This is a genomic window from Gottfriedia sp. S16(2024) (assembly GCF_050473765.1).
Lineage (GTDB): Bacteria > Bacillota > Bacilli > Bacillales > Bacillaceae_G > Gottfriedia.
Map to the genome: position 1 here is coordinate 2,579,334 of NZ_JBFLUO010000001.1, position 20,628 is coordinate 2,599,961.

Genomic DNA, 20,628 nt, shown 5'->3' on the forward strand with positions numbered 1-20,628 from the left:
CTTACAAAATAAGTCTGAAAAGAGGTGAAACATGAGTAAAAAACAACCTAATGCAATGATGTCTTTATTAATTTTGTCCATTGTTGCGATTTCAACTTCAGCTATATTAGCTAAATGGACGAATGCTTCTCCATCTGTTTTAAGCATGTATCGCCTCTGGTTTACATGTATATGGATGCTACCATTTGTATTGAAACGAAAAAATGAATTAAAAGCTTTAAAAAAATCACATTATAAATCATTCGCTTTAGGTGGGTTAATGTTAGCTATCCATTTTATATTATGGTATGGTTCATTAGTTTTCACTTCAGTGGCAAGCTCAACTATCATATTAGCTCTTCAGCCATTAGTGGCAATGATTCTTGGATACTTTGTATTTAAAGAGCGAACGTCTATGCAATCTAAAATATGTATGATTATCGCTATTATTGGCGTATGTCTAATAGGATTCGGTGATATCGGCTTAAGTATGTCAGCGTTTAAAGGTGATATTCTTTCATTTTTAAGTGTAATTGCTGCAGTGCTCTATTTAATGGTTGGACAAACAACCGTAAAAAATACATCTCATTGGGTGTATAGTTTTTGGGTATTCGCATTTTCAGCTGCATTTTTAACAATCTATAATATCGTAACGATGGATAATTTCTTTGATTACCAATCAAAAGATTGGATCATATTTATTGCATCTGCCATTATTCCTTCATTAGCACATATTATAAATAACTATTTATTAAATTACGTAAATGCTACGACAATATCAATGAGTATCCTTGGGGAACCAGTTGGTGCATCGATTTTAGCAGTTTTCCTTCTTCACGAAATGTTATCATCATTTCAGCTAATTGGAGGCACAATCGTAATTGTGAGTGTATTCTTGTACCTATATCAACAGCAAAAAGAAGTTTCATCAATACAAGTCAAAACAGATAATTCTTCATCAGCTTAGAGAATCACGAAAAGTTATTAAATTAAATTTAAAAATCACTTCAAAAAACTTTCAAATCTATCTTTAGATTGAAAGTTTTTTTGTTTTTTAACTAAAAATAGGTAGAATAGATAATAGCGACTAGAAAAATATTCCAAAAACTTTTATCTAGCAAATAAAAGGAGAAAAGAGCTACTTATGAAGAAAAGGAAGAAAAAGGCCAAGAATCCTCTCCATTACATCTTTATTTCTTATATAATCATTACATTTTTATTTTCATTCTTATACTATCTCCCATTTACGCGAATTTCGAATATAAGTTATATAGACAGTTTATTTGTTTCAACGAGTGCGATTAGTGTGACTGGATTAACAACAGTAAACTTAGTTGAGACATTTAATGTATGGGGAAAAATATTATTAATGATTCAAATGGAAATTGGTGCAATCGGAATTGTTGTATTTATTAGTTATGGTTTTATGCTACTCGGTATTCGGATGACAATTTCAAATTTACTAGTCATATCGAAGGATCAAAATCAAAGTAGCTTTAAGACAATTAAAAGATTAAGTTTGTCAGTTTTATATACATCATTATTTTTTCAATTTATAGGTGGACTCTTTTTTTATAGTCAATTTAGAGGAAAGTATCATACTGCATTAGAAACTTTATTAGTTACTGCTTTTCATTCCGTTGCAAGCTTTACAAATACCGGTTTTGATTTATTTGGAAATAGTTTAATTTCATTTCAAAAAAATAATGTAGTTTTAATTGTAACAGCAGCGCTAATTTTTATAGGTGGATTAGGCTATCCGACTATTATGGAATATATCTATAAATACAATAAGAAAAAATCCTTATTTACAAGAATTAATATGCGCCTGCATTTTTCGTTTATGATTATTGGGACAATTGTTTTTTGGCTTTTAGAAAGACGACATGCGTTTAAACATTTAAATTTTTTTAATCAACTAACAAATTCATTTTTTTTATCAGTTACGAGTCGAAATGGTGGGTATGCACCGCTTGATATTGCAGAACTAACATTGCCCGCAATCTTAATACTTTTAGTGCTGATGTATATCGGTGGAGCTTCGTCGAGTGCAGCAGGTGGGATTCGTTTAACAACCGTTTCGGTATTAGCTGCAAAGATGTTTTCCGTTATTAAGTCACAGGAAGATACAATTATTTTTAGAACAAGCGTAAAGAAAGAAGTAGTTGACCGTGCATTTGTTATTGCGATGAGCTTTATCATTTTAATCACATCTGCAACAATTTTTATTTCGATTTTTGAACCATTTCAGTTAGATTTAATATTACTAGAAGTCATTTCGGCCATCACAAATACTGGATTATCATTAGGGATTACAACAAATATTCATAGCGTGTCAAAAATAGTCTTAATTTTATTAATGTTTATTGGAAGAATTGGGATTTTCACGTTAATTTATTTCGTACTTCGAGTAGATAATCAAAAATTAAAATATGTTGAAAAAGACTTAGCAGTTGGGTAAGGAGGAAATTATATATGCCAAAACAATATTTGGTAATAGGTGCTGGACGTTTTGGGAGAGGAATTGTAAAAGAATTTGATCGGTTAGGTCATGAAGTTGTTGTTTGTGATAAAGATAAAAAGACATTAGACCAATTAGAAGAGTACACAGAGTATGCAGTAATTGGCGATTTGCGTGAAGAGTCTATTCTAGAGGATTTAAATGTAAGTCAATTTGATGCAGTATTTGTAGCGATTGGAACGGATTCTTTAGCCTCTATCTTAATAACGAGAAGATTGAAAGAGAGAAAAGTAAAAAGAATAATTTGTAAAGCAAATAATCGTGAAGTTGGTGGGATTTTAGAAAGCATTGGAGCGGATTTAGTAATCTATCCAGAAGAGGAAGCTGGACATAAAGCAGCACGTATGGAAGCGATGAGTGGGATAATTGAATACATAGAAATTACAAAGAACGTTGCAGGAGTTGAAACGGTCATCCCTGAAAAATTAGTTGGTAAAACATTGAGAGAAATGAATTTTTCAGTGAAATTTGGCATTACGGTTGTCCTAATCATCCGTGACAGTGAGCCAATGGTATCACAAATTGGAGACGTAGTTTTTCAAAGTGGTGATTTAATTTTTATTGTAGGAGAAAAATCAAAAATTGAATTGTTTAAGAAAAAAGTTGGGTAAATCAATTAGGGCTTAATTATATTTACCTATTTGGAACGTTTAAACGTTATAGTTGAATATACTAATCCTAAATGACTAATCAAGGATTGGTGTTTTATAATGAGCCAAGTTATGGAGGTTATTGGGTCATGGGTGAATGCGATTGGAACAATCAGTTCAGCAATCAGTAGTACACCCATGAGAGGATTAAAAGGAGAAGACCGAAAAGGGTGGGAGGAACTAAGTTTTCATCTAGATTTTGGCGGTAATGCCTTTCAAGCAATCGGAAATATAATAGAAGCTTATTTAGGAGAACCTAGTGTATTAGAAGATGCAGGTGAAATTATCCAAGCTTCAGGTAATGTCACTGTATTATTTAGTTTATTAGCTGCAGAAGCAGAGGAAGAAAAAGAAGAAGAAGAAAAAAACCCAGATCGAGCGATAAAATTAAATATAACAGGGAATGCTCAACAAGCTTTCGGTGGATTAATCGCAGCTTTAGACGAAGTAAGTTCAGGAGATTTTGATGTATCTGGTTTTATGGGAAATTTTTTACAAGCGATTGGAAACACATTACAATCATTAGCTGGTTTCGTAGAGCTAGAAATAGAGGATTTAAAAGACTATTTAGAAGAAACCGGGCAAGTAGAACAACCTAGCGATTTATCAGATGGAGTCATATTTGACGTACTGCAAGAATATCATGGCAGTGCGCCAGTATCTGAGGCTAGTGAACTATCGGATGGAATTATTTTTGATGAAGTACAGGAATATACTGGAAGATTACCTGAAGATGATACCGTTGAACTTTCAAATGAAACTGAAGATCATAATGGAAAAATATCAGAACTAGTAAGTGAATCTTCTAATGATGAAAAATTGAATGAAATTGAATATCTTTTTGGTAGATTACCAGATTATGAACCAATTGATGAACAATATGAAACGATTCCAACTCAACAGGATGAATCAATTTTTAGCCAACAAAGCGAGCCTAGTGATCTGGCAGATGGAGTCATTTTTGATGTGCTTCAACAATATGATTCAGAAACTGAAACAAACCCATTAGTGAAGGAATACGAAGAACTAGCATTACTATTAAAATATAGTGGAAGTTGGATTCAAGCTGGTGGTTCAATCATATCCGTATACGCTGAACAAAAAGAGTTATTTAAAAGGAATTCTGAACAAGATGATCAAGATGACAAAGAGGAGAAGACATTCGAAAAGAAGAACAATTCTAAAAGAAAAAATAAACAGAAAAAATCAGCGGAGAATAATATAGAACAAAATCAAAAGAAAAGCATGTCCTCAGAATATACAGAGATAAAGAAAAAGAGCTAACAAAAATAAGCAATAGTGTGGATGTTAGTTCTAGATACATAGATTAAAGATTAAAAAGAGTTCCTCATATAAAGCTGTTTCTTAAAGGAGCTTAAAAGAATCTTGTAGAGTATATTATTAAATAGAAGATATATGTCAGCAGTACAGTACTTGCACTCTTACAAATTTAGTAAAATACTCAATAGTAAACGATTTTAAAAATTTTTGATTACATAATAGGCAAACAGGAAAATATTAATAGTAAAGAGGGTATACCTTCACCATGTTTAGTTAAGGAATATGGGAATATTAATTTTTAACTATTGGAGAGATCGCCTATGAAAAGTAGAATGATAAAAATCGTTAAAAACTATAAAGTTCAGACATTTGTATTTGGTGTGGGTGTTTTGCTATTGTTCTTAACAATTGTGATTGGTAGTATTCTATTAAGCAATATACCGAAAGACAAAGATTTGAGATGGAAAGATTTAATGCATACAATTGGTGAAATCGAAGCAAGGTCGAATAAATGAGTATTTTTCAAAATTAAAACTACAAACTAGTGGACTTATATTCGAAATTTTTTGTTAAATATTGGTTGAAGAGTTTTAGACAAAACAGTATAATAGACTTAATTAGAGAGAATGATCTCTCACATATATTACGATTCCATAGCTCAGCTGGGAGAGCACTACCTTGACAGGGTAGGGGTCGCTGGTTCAAGTCCAGTTGGGATCATACAAATGAGAAGGCTCAAACCTAAGTGAATCAGAGGTTTGGGCTTTTTATTTTATTTCTGATAACTAGTAGTGTTTGAAAAGATAATTCCAAACTGCACTGCAGATGGAAAATTTAAGGAAGTCTCAAAAGGTGTTTATAAAGGAAAGTGAAATTACCGATGGATGGCTTATGGGGTAAGACAATTGTATTAAAACAAGAGATATTTGTTCGTAAAGTGAGTGGGGCAACTTTTAAGTAATGAAATAGTTTCATAAAAATATCTATATGTATGTAAAAATGATAAAACCTTTTTCAACTACTATGGAAGTACGATATAAACTTCCATTCACTGTGGTGAATCTGAGGATTCATGTTGGCTAACGCATACGTTATTTGAATATGGACACTGACGCATTGACATCAACTTAAGAAATTGCAATTCCCCATATCGAAAAAATGAGCTGAATTATTATAAATAACTCTGGAAAGATAAAATTTTCATTTTGGGGAAACTTTAAAATATTAGCCTGATGGACATAAATATCACCACTTGTTCATGGATGAAAGAAAGAGCCATATTAAACTGTACCCTACTCTTTGGGTCGAAAGAGGTGCAATAGATGAATGTAAAGACATATAGGGCGCTAGTGTTTTCTTGGTCTAAGGAGGAAAAGGTAGAAATAGTAGAACTCATTTCCGCCGGCTTAGGTATGGCCGGACCTGTTGTATTCGCCACAGTTTTAGGCTATCCCGCCCTTGGTTTTGCTGCAACGATCGGCAGTTTGGCAGTCAGTAGCGTGAAAGTCGGTTCGAGTTTTATAAATCACGGGAAAAAATTGGCATCAGCGCTGATATCAGTAGTGCTCGCTGCGATTGCTGCTATTCTCTCTTCCGGACATGGCTATCTGACATTTGGAGTCTTGATTCTGCAGGTAAGCCTTGCTGCGTTAATTGGCGGATATAGTCGTGCCTTCGCGGTGACAACAACACGCTTTGTCGTATTCCTTATCATCATCCTCAACATGGTCGACCAGACGGAGTACCGTATGGAACTAATTTTTTCAATCCTAGCTGGGGCGATTTGGACCGTCAGTGTCAGCTTGGTGCTAGGCATATGGGTACACCGTTGTTTTAAATCATCGCTTGATGTAGCTGTGAAAGAGCCAACATCGAGAAAAATCTTTCTATGGCGGAATTCTATTGCACACCTATCCGGTTGGCAATTCCCAATCAGGCTCGCATTATGTCTAGGTATAGCTGAGGGATTGCGAATACTTTGGCCCGAGCACCACTTCTATTGGATTGCAATTACCGTAGTGATCCTTACTCAGCGGAAAATAGAACTCTTACCAATCAAAACAACACAACGAGTGCTTGGTACAGTAATCGGCGTGATAGTTGCGAGCTTGCTTCTCGCAACTAGGCTACCGATTTGGGGGTTAGTTATAAGTATCGGGCTATTCGCAGGTGTTCGACCTCTTCTAAAGGTTCGAAATTATCTTGTATACTCTGCAACCATGATTCCGCTCATTATTTTGATCATGGAAGCCGGCAAGCCGTTCCAGTTTATCATTCTGTTCGACCGTATATTTGCAACCCTTATCGGTGCAGTCCTCGTGATTGCAGTGAACTTGATATTCAGTAGAGCGATGGCGAAAAGAGTGTAAAGGTGGTTATCTAGTGAAAGATGCCTTAAGGTTTCGGGTATCTTTTCCAGTTGAACCCCCCCCTAAAATGGAAAAATACGCCATTCTTTCTGTAGAATCATAAGAAAAGAGGGCGTTTTTGTATGGCTATTTCTGTAACTGATAAATTACAACTATTTGCTCAAGATATTCAAAGCTTATCTCTAAATATTTTACGAGTTTTTGCTAGAGATGTTGGTTTAGTACAACGAGTTTTCAAAGTTATTAATTAGATAAATTAAATATGCTCAAGCCTATTCCTTTGGTTGCAGGATTTTTTTGTTATTTGATTTAATATTACTAATTTTTTATGTACTTACTTTTCTTTCGCTTCATTAAATTAACTATTAACTGCTTTAGTGAATACGCTAACCATTTCAAGATACAAAGATTCTATAACTGTATAGATTATTTCTATAATTCATCACATAAAAGAAAAACTATAATAAAGAAAACATTTAAAAGTGGTGAAAGAAATGCAGAAAGTAGTTGGAATTATTGGTGGAATGGGTCCAATGGCGACAGTTGATTTAATGAATAAAATTATTTTTTATACGCGAGCAAAAAAGGATCAAGACCATATCCATATCATCGCTGACAACTATTCTCAAATACCTGATCGAACAACGGCTATATTGGGTAAGGGAATAGATCCAACCCCATATATTATACAATCAGCAAAACGACTACATAACGCTGGAGCGGATTTTCTAGTTATTGCGTGTAATACAGCACATTTTTTCTTTGGACCAGTTGAACAATCTGTTAATGTTCCTATTTTGCATATGCCTGCAGAAACAGCCAAGTTTTTACATGAAAACAAATTTAAAAAGGTGGGCTTATTAGCAACGGATGGAACTATTAAAACAGAATTGTATCAACACAGCTGCCAAAACTATGATATTGAGGTTATTGAACCAGATGTTGAAATGCAAAAAGAAGTGATGAAAGGAATATATGCAATTAAAGGCGGTGATTTAGTAACAGGATTTTCATGCTTTTCAACAGTCGCTAATCAATTGACAAAGGGCGGGGCAGAGGCTATTATAGCAGGTTGTACAGAGGTTCCCCTTGTACTTAAATCATCCAATGATATTTGTGTCATTGATCCAACGGAAATTTTAGCTAAAATGGTGGTTAAAACAGCTACTGGAACAAATAAAGAAATACAATTTGTGTAATGGAAGAAAAGAGAATATGTGAATACTAATACTCTCTTATCTTTTATATGTACAATGTAAATGTTGAAATATAGGTAATAAAAATACTGGTGAACTAAAATAAGGAGCAATTGATATGAATATTGAAAATATTGAAGCCTTCATCTATGTTTGTCAACTGGGGAGTTTCAATAAAGCAGCAGAGGCTCTTTATTTATCTCAACCGTCTGTAACAGCACGTATTCAATCCCTTGAACGTGAAATTGATATAAAGCTTTTTCATCGAAATGGGAATAAGATTTCTTTAACTGAAAAAGGAGAATATTTTTTTCCACACGCACAAAAAATTCTCCAATCTTTTCAAGAAGCAAAGTATGGATTACATCAAGTAACCATTCCTTATGAACTAGTGATTGGGAGTGCTTTGTCAATTTCAAATAACGTTCTCCCTAAAATTTTACCTGCTTTTAAATCTGAATTTAAGGATGTCAAAATAAAGATTATGACGGGACATTCTAAAGATATTCTACACAAGGTCATTAATAAAGAAGTTGACTTTGGTATTGTCCGAACTGAAACACATCCTCAAGTAGAATCAATTCGTCTTTATAATGATCCTATTAGTCTTTTTGTTCCTAGAAATCATGCTTTTTTAAAAGAAAAAGTAACAATTGAACATGTAAGTAAACATCCTCTTATCTTTTTTGATTATGGTTCAATGGATTGGCTTATGATTCATCGGCTATTTTCAAGTAATGATTTAAACCCTAATATTTCCATTGAAGTTGATAATATGGAAACAGCAAAAAAATTAGTAATACAGGGAATGGGCATTAGCTTCTTACCTGAACATTGTGTCAAACAAGAAATAGAAAATGAGGAGTTATTTCGAGTAGATATGACACCACCTGTGAAAATAAATATTAGTATTGATTTTATTTATTTAAAAGGTAAACCTAAATCTGTTTTTATTGATTTTTTACAAAAAAAAATGTTTGAACAAAAATAAACAGGTTTGATACAATGATTCAATTAATTTGCTGTTCTCTTAAATAACAACAAAGATTACAAAAAAAAAGTAAATTTTTTTAAATCAAAGTTGAAAAGATGAAAAAGGTATGTTAAATTAAGAACATCAATTTGACCGAAATACATTTTCAGTCAATTAGTCAAAAGGAGCGTAATACGTTGAGTACAAGTAAAAAGAAAGGTATCTTAGAGGCAGCGACAAAATCTTTTGGAACATTTGGTTATAAAGCTACAACAATGAGTCAAATTGCAAAGCAAGCAAATGTTGGAAAAGGAACGATTTACACTTTTTTCAAAAATAAAGAGGAATTATTTGATGAAATTATCGATAATCTAATTTTAGATATGAAAAGTGTAGCGGAAAATGCCATTTGTGATTCTGACTCTTTTATTACCCAAGTTCATAAAGGAATTGAAACAATTACGGAATTTCAAAAGGAACATGATTTAACGATTAAACTTCTTCAAGAACAACGCGAAATTGGAACAATTGAGGTCCAAGACGCAATTAAGAGAATTAACAATGTGATTATTCAATATCTTAAACGTAAGATTGAAGAAGCGAATAATCGAAATGAAATCGTTCAATGTGATGCAGAAATCACTGCTGTAGTCTTATATAAGTTGTATACAACACTAACGATTGAATGGAGTAGAGATCACAAGCCTCTAGATAAGCAACGTATTACAGAACTATTTAATTTCTATATTTTAAATGGATTGTCAAAATGATAATCCATTTTTAAATAAATAAAATTGACCGTTTGAACAATATGGTCAATTGTTCAATTTAAGAAGGAGAGAGAGACGTGTTTTCACAATTTGGAAAAGAATTAAGTCATATTGTACGAAACAAAAAGCTTTTAATTCCAGTGATTGCAGTATTGTTAGTGCCATTATTATATAGTGGAATGTTTTTATGGGCATTTTGGAATCCGTACGGAAGTTTAAAGAAATTACCAGTAGCAGTTGTAAATTTAGATGAGGGAACAACAGTTGACGGAAAGTCTTTAAACATAGGAAAAGATTTTGTTAAGAATCTTAAAAAAGATCACAATTTCAAATGGAAGTTTGTTAGCAATGAAAAGGCTATGAAAGGTTTGAAAAATCAAGAATATTATATGGCAGTTCGTATTCCTGAAAACTTTTCAAAAAACGCTGCTTCTGTTTCTGAAAAAAATCCAAAACATTTAACAATGGAATATATTCCAAATGAAGGATTCAATTTTCTATCAGCACAAATTGGAAATTCTGCATCTGAAAAAGTAAAAGAAAAAATTTCTAATACAATAACTCGAAATTATGTAGAAACGATTTACGATAGTATTGGCGAATTAACTGGTGGCATTGCTCAAGCTAGTGATGGGTCAGGAAAATTAGATAAAGGTGTTGGAACTGCTAAGGATGGCTCAGAGAAACTTGCAAATGGACTTAAATTATTAGCAGGTAAATCAGTTGAATTAAAAGAAGGTGTTAGTAAATTAAATGATGGTTCTCAAAAAGAGAAAAATGGTTTAGTAGCATACACAAATGGTGTAGGACAATTATCACAAGGGATTAACCAACTTCATAATGGTGTAGGACCTCTTTCAAAAGGTGTAAGTGATTTAAACGCTGGAGCGTCTAAGTTAAATACTGGTATGAATTCTCTGTCAAATGGTCTAGATCAATTATATTCAGCAAACGGTCAACTACTTGACGGCTCAAAACAAGTGTTAGGCGGGTTAAATTTATTAAACGGAAATCTTCCTCAATTAAAAGCCGGTACTCAGCAATTAGCAGATGGTGCAAATTCATTATCAACTAATTTAACTACATGGCAAAATAAGGCGAATGAAGCGAAAATAGGAGCTAGCCAAGTAGCAGATGGGCTATCTCAATTACAGAAAGAAGTAGCACCATTATTATCTTCATTACCTAAGGAACAACAAGATGCTTATAATGCAAAAATCGAAGCGTTAGTTTCAGGTAGTAAGCAAGTTGCAAATGGCGTAGGTGATTTATCATCTGCAGCAGGGCAACTAGGCCAAGGTGGTAAGCAAGTAGCAGCAGGAGCAACTACTTTAAATGAAAAAAGTAATGAACTTGAAGCAGGTGTAGGTAAATTAGCTGCTGGTCAAACAAAATTGACAAATGGCTTAACTCAATTTGGAGAAAAACTCGGAGAAGCAAATAACGGTGGAAAACAGCTTGCTACAGGAACTCAAGCTTTAGCAAATGGAACAAATAAACTGTCGGAAAGTTCACCAGTATTACTGTCCGGTATTAATCAACTAAATGATGGAGCAAATAAATTAAGTAGTAATTCACCAAAATTAGTAGATGGTATGAGTCAAATTGCAGGTGGAATAGGTCAAATAAGTGATAATACACCAGCGTTAGAAAATGGTGTGAATCAACTGGCAGATGGATCTAATCAACTAAACAGCGGATTAGGTAAAATTAAGGATGGATCACATGAGTTATCAACAAAATTAGGTGATGCGAAAGAGCAAACAAAAGATGTTGGTGTAAATAATAAACAATTAGATATGTATTCAAATCCAGTTAAATTGAAAAAAGAAAGTATAAATAATGTTCCTAACTATGGAACAGGTTTCACACCATACTTCCTTTCAATGGGATTATATGTAGGTGGTCTATTGATGTCGGTTGTTTACCCAATGAGAGCTGCTGCATCACGTCCTAAAAATGCTTTTGCTTGGTTTACTGGAAAAACAGGTGTTTTAATGGTGGTAGGAATCATCCAATCAGTTATAGCAAGTGTTGCATTAATATGTATATTAGGTCTAGAAGTTAAATCTTTACCTTACTATTTATTAATTAGTCTTGTTTCGAGTTTTGCGTTTTTAGCGTTAATTCAATTTTTAGTAACTGTTTTTGGAGAACCAGGAAGATTTCTTGCTATTATTGCGTTAATTTTACAGCTAACAACAAGTGCTGGTACATTCCCATTAGAACTAGTTCCGAAATTCTTACAACACTTTAATGCGATTTTACCAATGACATATACTGTTCAAGCATTTAAGGTAGTTATTTCCACTGGAGACTATAGCTTAATGTGGCATAATGTAATAATCTTATTAGGCTTTATTGTCTTATTTAGTGTATTATCTTTAGTATACTTTGCTGTAGCTTTCAAAAAGCAATACGGAAGTGGAATGGATCAACATACTGTAGAAGCATAATTAATCAAACGACATGTAGCATTTGCTATGTGTCGTTTTTTACGTAGTTGAGGTAAACATTGTTCTATGGCAAGCATGTTTACGATTGCTGGATAAGAAACGTTTTTTCTTCAAGTGGTAAATAATTCTTTAAGTCAATATATCTTGGAATAAAATCGTGAATCCTGAATGAATTATAATTTGTTTATCGTATATATAAATTAAACAATCAGTTTCCTATTACACCAATCACCCTACCTCGTGAACAAAACTTTTCGATTGCACATAAATTGCACAGACATATTGGAAACTATAGAATTAATAGATTTATGATGAATAAATTTCATCGACCGCTTGATTTACTGGACTCTATTGACCTAAAATATTCATAAATAATGAATTATACTCGTACTCTGTAATTGACAGGGTAGGGGTCGCTGGTTCAAGTCCAGTTGGGATCATACCTAAACCTCTTGTATATCAAGAGGTTTTTTGTTTTATAACAGTACTTGATTTATAGGGAAACAGTTATATGGGGCAGAATTGGGGCAGAAAGACTTTATTTTATTAAAATTCGTAAAATTTCTTATGTAACTAAATGGCAGTTTTGTTCCGAAAGAAATTAATGGAAATTATGGCATTTTTTAAGTGTATCGAGGTTTCAAATGCAAGAAACAGGGGTGTGTAGTAGAATAGAAAATACTGGAGGGGGATTGATGAAAGAATATATTTATGTGGAAAACGAAAAAAAATCGAAATTGAAATTTGGAATTTTAAAAAAAGACATTGTATTTACCATATCACTCTTGTTAGCAATCGTTAGCTGTTTATTCCATCCACCTAAACTGGATTATATAAATTTTAAAGTATTAATCAGTTTATTTAATCTTATGCTCGTAGTTAAGGCTCTGGAAGATCTTAAACTATTGGATAAGTTCGCCATTGCTATACTGAGTAAATGTCATAATAGTAAAAGTGTTTCAGCAATCCTAATTTTATTATGCCTTTTTAGTTCCATGCTTGTAACAAATGATGTGGCATTAATAACATTTGTACCATTAACACTTATAATTAGTAAGATAATACAAGCTTCTATGTTAGATACTATTATACTAGAGACAATTGCTGCTAACATTGGAAGCAGCCTAACTCCAATGGGAAATCCACAAAATCTTTTCATATTTACTTACTACGAAATAAGGCCTATACAATTTTTTACAACAATTCTTCTATTAGTGGTTCTGGGAATTGTTCTGTTATTCTTTTTTAATCAAAGATTGAAAAGTAAAACATTGGAAATGGAACTTCCATATATTCTTATAAAAAATAAAAAAAAGGCAACAGTATGGGGAGTACTATTTGGAATCATATCTGCATCCATACTAGGGGTTTTAAACTACAAACTTGCGTTTATCATTGCATTTGGAACCGCGTGTATACTTGATATCAAATTATTGAAAAAAATTGATTATTTATTGCTTATTACTTTTATCTGTTTTTTTATATTTATAGGAAACATATCCGAATTAAAGGTAGTACACACATTTGCCAGCGAAAATCTCAAAAGTCCCACATCAATCTTCTTCAGTTCCATATTTTTAAGCCAACTGATAAGTAATGTACCAGCTGCGATCTTTTTATCAAAATTCTCCGTGAATTGGCAGCCTTTATTAGTAGGTGTAAATTTAGGTGGACTTGGTACGATTGTTGCTTCTCTCGCAAGTGTAATTTCATTTAAACTTTTTATTAAGAGAGAGCCACTAAAAAGTAAAATGTACCTTATAAGATTTAGCTTTTATAACTTTTCGATTTTAGCTCTTTTAACTCTTGTTTATTATTTTACAATGAAATATCAAAATTTCTTTTAATACAAAGTAATAGGTTTAAATAGCTTTGGATCTTATCAATATAAAAGAACCTTTAACTCAGATGCACCGGTTTATAATAGCGTTACACAGCCAAATCTCAATCTTAACGTAGACTCTGGTGTATATGAATATAACCCAGATCAACCAACGATAACACTTACAGGTTCTGTTTACGATCCAGATATAGAAAAAATGAAAGCTGGCAGTATGAATGTGTCTCAAGCCAATAATAAATTTGTCTATACGTTGCCTGGTAGAGGCGGGAAAGTATCCGTTCCATTAGACGAAAACGGTAACTTTACAACACAATTCAAAGTGAACACAGCTATGCAACCATTCCAGGTCAACATGTATGCAGAAAACATGTCAACAGTACAGAACTATTCTAGTTATAAAGTTGTAAATTTCGTGAAACAAGGCACGCCTTATGGAACTGCTATTGCCGATAAACAGAGAGTAAAAGCTGGTGATACGGTGACGATTACCCTTGCCATGAACAACATGACAAACATGAAGCAAGCAGTGTATTCCTTTTTTGATACAACTATATCCCAAGGTGCGCAACTGGTAAGTATCAAACCACACCCAACATTGGAGGGGAAATTGAATATTCAGACAGTAAGTATGGATCCAGACGGAACTGGAGTGGTCATGGAAAGGAAGATTACTGCGACATTAACTGACAAGGCAACACAAACAGGTGTATCCGGAAAAGTTCCAATGGTAGATATCACATTCAAAATGAAAGATGATGCCCCTGAAGGATATCTATCTTTTGACGAATTAAATGTATCATACACAAATACAGATGATACGTCCAACTCCACATTTGGTATCGGTGTGCCATAACTTGTGAATCGAAATTACTCGTTCATGAAACCGTGGGTTTATGCAGAAGCATTTACGCTCCTTCCAAGTCTTGATGAACCATCAACTATAAAATATGTAGAGGCGGGCGCAAAAGTCAAAGTGACAGATGAAACAGGGAAAGAATAACCAAACACACTTGAAAGCAATAGGTGGATGTTTCCTTTTTCGTTATCATCTAATCTGCCACTAACAGATAAACCATTTACACTGGAAGTAGATATGCCGGGGCATTTCACTGTAAAGAAAACCTTTACGATTGGATTGAAAGAAGATGGTGTAATTAAACCATACTCGAAAGCACTCTACTATGACTATGCACCTGCAGGAGATGTGAACAAAGATATTGTAATTGATATTCAAGATGCGCTTTTCATTCAGGCCAATTGGAAAGCAAACAATTGTGATGCCGACATCAATTTTGATCGTGTCGTAGATAAGCAAGATATGCAGTATGTGGTGAATAATTACTTAATGCAAAACCCATGGTTGCTAGACAAGGCTCCAAAACCAAACACAAAAGCGCATTTTTGAACTTGCTTCTTAGACTAAAGCAAGAGTGAGTAAGCCACCTTATAGAACAATTATGACTATAGTTAATTTACTAAATGAATTGTGATATTTGAATATATCGTTTTAATAAAAAAAGCTCAATCGAGTTGAAGTTCTTGTTCAACTACCATGGGAATACGATATAAACTTCCATTCACTGTTGTGAATCTGAGGATTCATGGATGGCTAACGCATGCAAATCAAATTTTAATTTAACAGAGCCTACTAAAAAAGAAAAAAGATGGTGAATAACCATCTTTTAAGTTTGTAGACACAGCTCTATATGGAGTATAACCATCATTTTATTGAAACTTTTTTAATTCTCTAAAAGTAGGAATTGCTTGTTTTAGCGCATGTAAAACAGCTGCACCAGTAAATGTTATAAAAGAAATAAATTCAGCTAATCCATATTCAACTTTCGATATTGGTACAATTAATGGCATTATGCCTAAGCATAGAAAAGTAGCACCAAATGCAAGCCATTTAAATTTTACAAGATCTGGATTCTGTTTATCATTTGATTCTTGTAAGGAAATAAAGAAATCTACAAAAAAATAAAAAAAGGAACTAATTGCAACTGCAATTACTATGTTATCCTGCGGATTGAAACACCAGATCATAAAGTAAGCAATAATAAAAATAGCAAATAAAAAATGCGGAGTTAAGAATACCGCCCATAATGCATCGTTTTTTAAAACTTTTTGTGAATTCTCCATCAAAAACCCTCCTTATTTTATTTTTTATAATATCAAAACAAATAAATAAAAAGTGGCTTATGCTGAATACTTAATATTTTATATATAATATTAATCTGTGTGTCTTCTAGTATAAAGAAATTTACATAGAAGTAATAGAATGCGAATTTTTTATAAATCAGATACAGTATTTTTACATAACTACCTTTTGACATGACTGTTTAATTAGAATAGAACGGTTAATTCGGATCTACACTAAATTTTATTTCTTTAACCTTCTTTGAAAATGTTGGTTTATAAACTAGTTCATATTGATCGGATTTAGAAATTAATCGTTTCCCCAGTTTTATAAATCTTATCTGTGATGACAGTTATTCCCCGGTTTTTGGTGTTCATTTACTTGGTTATACAGTATTAAATTGAGTTTTTTAAGTCTAGGATTTTTACTTCTAGATATATCTTAATTTATACAACTATCGTATGCGTTTGTTGTATAACGAATATGCTGATTTGTAGACTTTTTTATTTTACTAACGGATTTTTATCTACAAAAAACCAACGTAATTTTTGAATTGATATTATAGTTCTTAACGAGGTGATTTTTATTAAATCATGATCATAGGAGGAAGACAGAGTGTCAAATGAAATTAAGAGTTACATTGACTATCAAATGGTAAAAATTCCAGGGGGAAATATAGAATTAAGAGACGATAGAATAAAAAGTAAATGGAAAACTGAAATAAGACCATTTCTTCTTGCCCAGTATCCTGTAACTATGGGTATATACAATACTATTACAAATACATCACTTAATACTTTTGTCAGAGATCTAAAACCAGTTGTGAATGTTTCTTGGAATGATGCAATTTCTTTTTGTAATCTACTTTCACAGAAAGCAGGACTGAAAGAGTGTTATTCAATAAGTAATGATGGTGAAAACATATTTTGTGATTGGGAATCAGATGGCTATAGACTTCCTACAGAAGCAGAGTGGCAATATGCGTGTAAAGCAGGGACGACGGGTTATAGATACGGTGAACTTGATAAAATTGCCTGGTATAATGAAAATTCTGGAGATAAAATACATGAAGTAGGAAGAAAGGAAGCGAATGCATGGGGTCTGTATGATATGTTAGGAAATGTTTGGGAGTGGTGTTGGGATTTATATGATGAACAGGTCTATGGGTCATATCGAATTTTTCGAGGTGGTAGCTGGGCAGAGGTAGCAAGAGGTTGTGGCGCTTCATGTCGTCGTCGTAGCCATCCGTCATTTTGCATAGACGACCTTGGATTCCGTCTTGCACGGTCTTTTTAATTTCCTGAAAGGATGGGGACAGTTATTAGTCAATGCTTAAACGTTCTTATGCAACTGATATGAACGAAACTGTCAAACCACCAAACCAAAAAGGTTTTAATTTAGGGATTTTTAATTTTTTAGACAGACTTAAATTAAGACTACCAACCTAGAATTTAAAAATTAGATTTTCTAAGTCTGTGAATGACAACTCTATAATAGTAGATTTTTTTGTATTATGTCTTAAAAGCTTGGCACGAAGGCAAATAAATTAACGGAAATGTGAGTTCTTGTTCAACTAAAGCAATGCGATACTTCAATAGAAGGTCGCTTTTTAATTGAACTAAAAAGCAAATTATTGAAAGAAATGATTTGAGAATCTTTTGAACTACTTTAGTTTGATTTGTTACAATTACTGGAGGAACATTAGGAAGAGGTAATATTAATGATAAAATTTATGTATATTTTTTGCTTGATTGTATGGGGACTTAATTTTATTGCTGTAAAAATTCAAGGAACTCCAGTAAGCTTAGAATTATCCTTAACTTTTCGACTAGTTATGACAGCCTTTTTATTTTTAGTTCTTGTTTTGTTCATTCGACCAAAGGGGAGACCAACAACTAAAGATCTCCCGTTTGTAATGGCATTTGGTATATGTAACTTTGCATTAAGCTATCTGTGTCTTTATTACGCTACAATTTTGAGTTCTGCAGCAATCGTAACATTGGTATTTTCTTTAAAAGTGATTTTAACGCCGATTGCTCTCCGGATTTTTTTAAAAGAAAAATTACATTCGAGAGTTCTAATTGGAGGTATTCTTGGTGTAGTGGGAGTGTGTATTCTAATTTATCCGACAATGGAAAATTTTCAAGGGTTCCATGACATAAAAGGAATTATTTTCGCTTTCCTAGGTACTCTCCTAACAGCAGTTGGTGACGCATGCTCGGCAAGAAATGCAAATCGCAAGGTTGATCCCATTTATGCAAATGCAATTGGATTTACAGTGGGCAGTTTATTGATGGGAGCAATAATATTGTTTCAAGGGAAAGAATTTATTTTTCCAACATCTTTTACGTACTTATCTGCGTTGTTATATTTAACGTTGGTTGCTTCTTTTGCTGCATGGTTATTCTATTTGAAGCTAGTAGAAAAAATTGGAGGATCTCAAAGCGGCTATATGGTCGCCCTTTTCCCCGCAATTGGTGGAGTAGCCTCTGTTTTAATTGGCGAGTCTGATCCATCAGTGTATTTGTTTGCTGGTTGTTCTTTTTGCTGTATTGGCGCAGCGATTGCATTAGGTTTTGGAACGAGAAATCAGAATATGAAATTGCCTATACAGGGTTAACTAAGGCTTTTCTTGTGTAACTAATGTATTGCTTTAGTTATATACCGGTGGAAAAGACTTCCAACAAGAAAGGCGAATAACTAATACAATACATAATAATTTTTATATAATAAAGTACAGTTACATTTTTCTTTTTTACCAATATCACCTATTTTTTAGGGAAACTCTTTATCCTGTGAGTTTCTCTTTTTTGTCAGTCTAAACATAACAATTTTAATAGATAAAAATAGCCTGTATCGAAAATTACTTGGTATTTGAAGATACAGGCTTTTAATTTAAACGATTAATTGTTGTTATATAGATTAGTTGATTACAAGAAGAAGAGCTTGATCTAAAAAATCGAAAGGCTTAAGAAATGTAGTCAATGCATGCAATTTTAGTAGTCGGTGAATCTAGTCTACTCAATTTATCATGTTAAGAAAGATTATGCTACATTTGTTTGTTTACCGGAATCAAGTGATTTAATATAAGCTTGCGCTTTTTGTTTATCGAATTGACCTTCTGATTTAGAAATAACAACTGCCGCTAGCGAGTTACCTACGACGTTAACTGCTGTTCTCGCCATATCTAAAAGACGGTCAATACCTGCGATAAACGCTAATCCTTCTACCGGAATTCCAACTGTACCGAGCGTTGCCAACAATACAACAAACGACACTCCCGGAACCCCTGCAATTCCTTTAGATGTTACTATCAATACAAGTACTAATGAGATTTGGTCGCTAATCGATAAATTAATACCATACATTTGCGCAATAAAAATGGCCGCTAATGCTTGATATAACGTAGAACCATCTAAGTTGAAAGAATATCCTGTTGGGATAACGAACGATGTGATTCCTTTAGGGCATCCAAATTTCTCCATTTTATTCATAATACGAGGTAAAACAGTCTCAGAACTAGCCGTTGAATAAGCAAGGATCAGTTCATCTTTTAATAACTTAATAAAATGAATAATGTTAATGCCTGCCCATCTTGCAACAAGTCCTAAAACAACTAACACAAAGAAAATCATCGTTGAATAAACAAGAATTGTTAACTTACTTAATGGAATAAGTGATTGGACACCGAATTTTGATACCGTTATACCAATTAATGCAAATACACCAAATGGAGCAAACTTCATAATTAGATTTGTCACATAGAACATTGCTTCAGCTGTTCCCTCGAAAAACTTTATGACCGGTTTTCCTTTTTCACCGATCGCTGCCAAACCTAGTCCGAATAAAACAGAGAAGAAAATAATGGCTAACATGTTGCCTTCTGTCATTGCTGAAATGATATTTGGTGGAACGATATTGACGAAAGTTTCAGCAAAACCGTGGCTTTTCGTCATTTCGGTTGTTTGTATATAGCTTCCGATATCTGTTTTCTGTAATGATGACATATCAACGCCGCTACCGGGATGAAAGATATTTGCCGCTAGCAATCCAACAAGAATGGCAATAGTTGTGATGATTTCAAAATATAAAATCGTTTTACCACCGAGTTTACCAAGCTTTTTCATATTCCCAACGCCGGCAACACCGACAATTAAGCTTGAGACAACAATAGGAATAACAATCATTTTGATTAAACGAATAAAAATATCTCCAATCGGTTTAAGGAATCCTTCAATATTTGGATTTCCATAAAAGGCAGCTCCAACTGCGATACCTAAAATGAGACCAATTACAATCTGCCAAGCTAACCCAAGTTTTATTTTTTTCATCCCATACACCCCTTCAAGTTTATTAAGAATATGAATGTAAGCGATTCCACTCAAAATCATACCGAATCATACAAAAACCTACAAATAAAAAATAAAAAATAAATAATTTTCTCACAACTATT

The 20,628-nt window shown here is 33.2% G+C and carries 19 protein-coding genes and 1 tRNA gene; 18 read left to right on the forward strand and 2 right to left on the reverse strand.

Annotated elements, in window-relative coordinates; genetic code table 11:
- Positions 1-31: 31 nt before the first annotated feature.
- The 16 genes from AB1282_RS12095 to AB1282_RS12170 all read left to right on the forward strand — a co-directional run bounded on the left by AB1282_RS12095 (position 32) and on the right by AB1282_RS12170 (position 15,443).
- Positions 32-946, forward strand: a complete 915-nt coding sequence (locus AB1282_RS12095; protein WP_429899165.1) for a DMT family transporter — start codon at positions 32-34, stop codon at positions 944-946.
- 177 nt (positions 947-1,123) lie between these two features.
- Positions 1,124-2,440: a TrkH family potassium uptake protein gene (locus AB1282_RS12100; protein WP_429899166.1), complete on the forward strand. Its 1,317-nt coding sequence runs from the start codon at positions 1,124-1,126 to the stop codon at positions 2,438-2,440.
- Positions 2,441-2,454: 14 nt separating this feature from the next.
- A complete protein-coding gene (locus tag AB1282_RS12105; protein ID WP_056473680.1) occupies positions 2,455-3,111 on the forward strand; it encodes a potassium channel family protein in 657 nt (218 codons plus the stop codon).
- A 99-nt stretch (positions 3,112-3,210) separates the two neighbouring features.
- Positions 3,211-4,434, forward strand: coding sequence for a DUF6944 family repetitive protein (locus tag AB1282_RS12110; protein WP_429899167.1), 1,224 nt, complete (start codon positions 3,211-3,213; stop codon positions 4,432-4,434).
- Between the two features lie 317 nt (positions 4,435-4,751).
- Positions 4,752-4,946, forward strand: a complete 195-nt coding sequence (locus tag AB1282_RS12115; protein WP_056473683.1) for a hypothetical protein — start codon at positions 4,752-4,754, stop codon at positions 4,944-4,946.
- Positions 4,947-5,078: 132 nt separating this feature from the next.
- Positions 5,079-5,151, forward strand: a tRNA-Val gene (locus AB1282_RS12120).
- 602 nt (positions 5,152-5,753) lie between these two features.
- Positions 5,754-6,800 (forward strand): FUSC family protein, encoded by a 1,047-nt coding sequence (locus AB1282_RS12125; RefSeq protein ID WP_429899168.1) that lies wholly within the window; start codon positions 5,754-5,756, stop codon positions 6,798-6,800.
- A gap of 122 nt (positions 6,801-6,922) precedes the next feature.
- Positions 6,923-7,051 (forward strand): hypothetical protein, encoded by a 129-nt coding sequence (locus AB1282_RS12130; RefSeq protein ID WP_286131746.1) that lies wholly within the window; start codon positions 6,923-6,925, stop codon positions 7,049-7,051.
- A gap of 243 nt (positions 7,052-7,294) precedes the next feature.
- Positions 7,295-7,999, forward strand: coding sequence for an aspartate/glutamate racemase family protein (locus AB1282_RS12135; RefSeq protein ID WP_056473719.1), 705 nt, complete (start codon positions 7,295-7,297; stop codon positions 7,997-7,999).
- A 115-nt stretch (positions 8,000-8,114) separates the two neighbouring features.
- Entirely contained in the window at positions 8,115-8,987 is an 873-nt protein-coding gene (locus tag AB1282_RS12140) for a LysR family transcriptional regulator (protein WP_429899169.1), read from the forward strand.
- 179 nt (positions 8,988-9,166) lie between these two features.
- On the forward strand, positions 9,167-9,739 hold the full coding sequence (locus AB1282_RS12145) for a TetR/AcrR family transcriptional regulator (protein ID WP_429899170.1): 573 nt from the start codon (positions 9,167-9,169) through the stop codon (positions 9,737-9,739).
- Positions 9,740-9,816: 77 nt separating this feature from the next.
- Positions 9,817-12,195, forward strand: coding sequence for a YhgE/Pip family protein (locus tag AB1282_RS12150; protein WP_429899171.1), 2,379 nt, complete (start codon positions 9,817-9,819; stop codon positions 12,193-12,195).
- A 695-nt stretch (positions 12,196-12,890) separates the two neighbouring features.
- Positions 12,891-14,042 carry an SLC13 family permease gene (locus AB1282_RS12155; RefSeq protein ID WP_056473728.1) on the forward strand — a complete coding sequence of 384 codons (1,152 nt, stop codon included), beginning with the start codon at positions 12,891-12,893 and terminating at the stop codon, positions 14,040-14,042.
- 192 nt (positions 14,043-14,234) lie between these two features.
- Complete coding sequence (locus AB1282_RS12160) at positions 14,235-14,891, forward strand: hypothetical protein (RefSeq protein ID WP_156339707.1); 657 nt, start codon at positions 14,235-14,237, stop codon at positions 14,889-14,891.
- A 3-nt stretch (positions 14,892-14,894) separates the two neighbouring features.
- Positions 14,895-15,038 carry a hypothetical protein gene (locus AB1282_RS12165; RefSeq protein WP_156339708.1) on the forward strand — a complete coding sequence of 48 codons (144 nt, stop codon included), beginning with the start codon at positions 14,895-14,897 and terminating at the stop codon, positions 15,036-15,038.
- Positions 15,039-15,065: 27 nt separating this feature from the next.
- On the forward strand, positions 15,066-15,443 hold the full coding sequence (locus tag AB1282_RS12170) for a hypothetical protein (RefSeq protein WP_056473730.1): 378 nt from the start codon (positions 15,066-15,068) through the stop codon (positions 15,441-15,443).
- 320 nt (positions 15,444-15,763) lie between these two features.
- On the opposite strand, the gene AB1282_RS12175 is transcribed toward AB1282_RS12170, so the two are convergent.
- Positions 15,764-16,177, reverse strand: a complete 414-nt coding sequence (locus AB1282_RS12175) for a hypothetical protein (RefSeq protein ID WP_056473732.1) — start codon at positions 16,175-16,177, stop codon at positions 15,764-15,766.
- 649 nt (positions 16,178-16,826) lie between these two features.
- On the opposite strand from AB1282_RS12175, the gene AB1282_RS12180 reads away from it, so the two are divergent.
- Entirely contained in the window at positions 16,827-17,471 is a 645-nt protein-coding gene (locus tag AB1282_RS12180; RefSeq protein ID WP_172795435.1) for a formylglycine-generating enzyme family protein, read from the forward strand.
- 424 nt (positions 17,472-17,895) lie between these two features.
- On the forward strand, positions 17,896-18,795 hold the full coding sequence (locus AB1282_RS12185) for a DMT family transporter (protein ID WP_429899172.1): 900 nt from the start codon (positions 17,896-17,898) through the stop codon (positions 18,793-18,795).
- 424 nt (positions 18,796-19,219) lie between these two features.
- Here AB1282_RS12185 and gltP read toward each other — a convergent pair whose 3' ends face one another.
- The gene (gene gltP / locus AB1282_RS12190) at positions 19,220-20,506 is read right to left on the reverse strand and encodes a glutamate/aspartate:proton symporter GltP (protein ID WP_429899173.1); all 1,287 of its coding nucleotides are present in this window, start codon (positions 20,504-20,506) and stop codon (positions 19,220-19,222) included.
- Positions 20,507-20,628 lie beyond the last annotated feature (122 nt).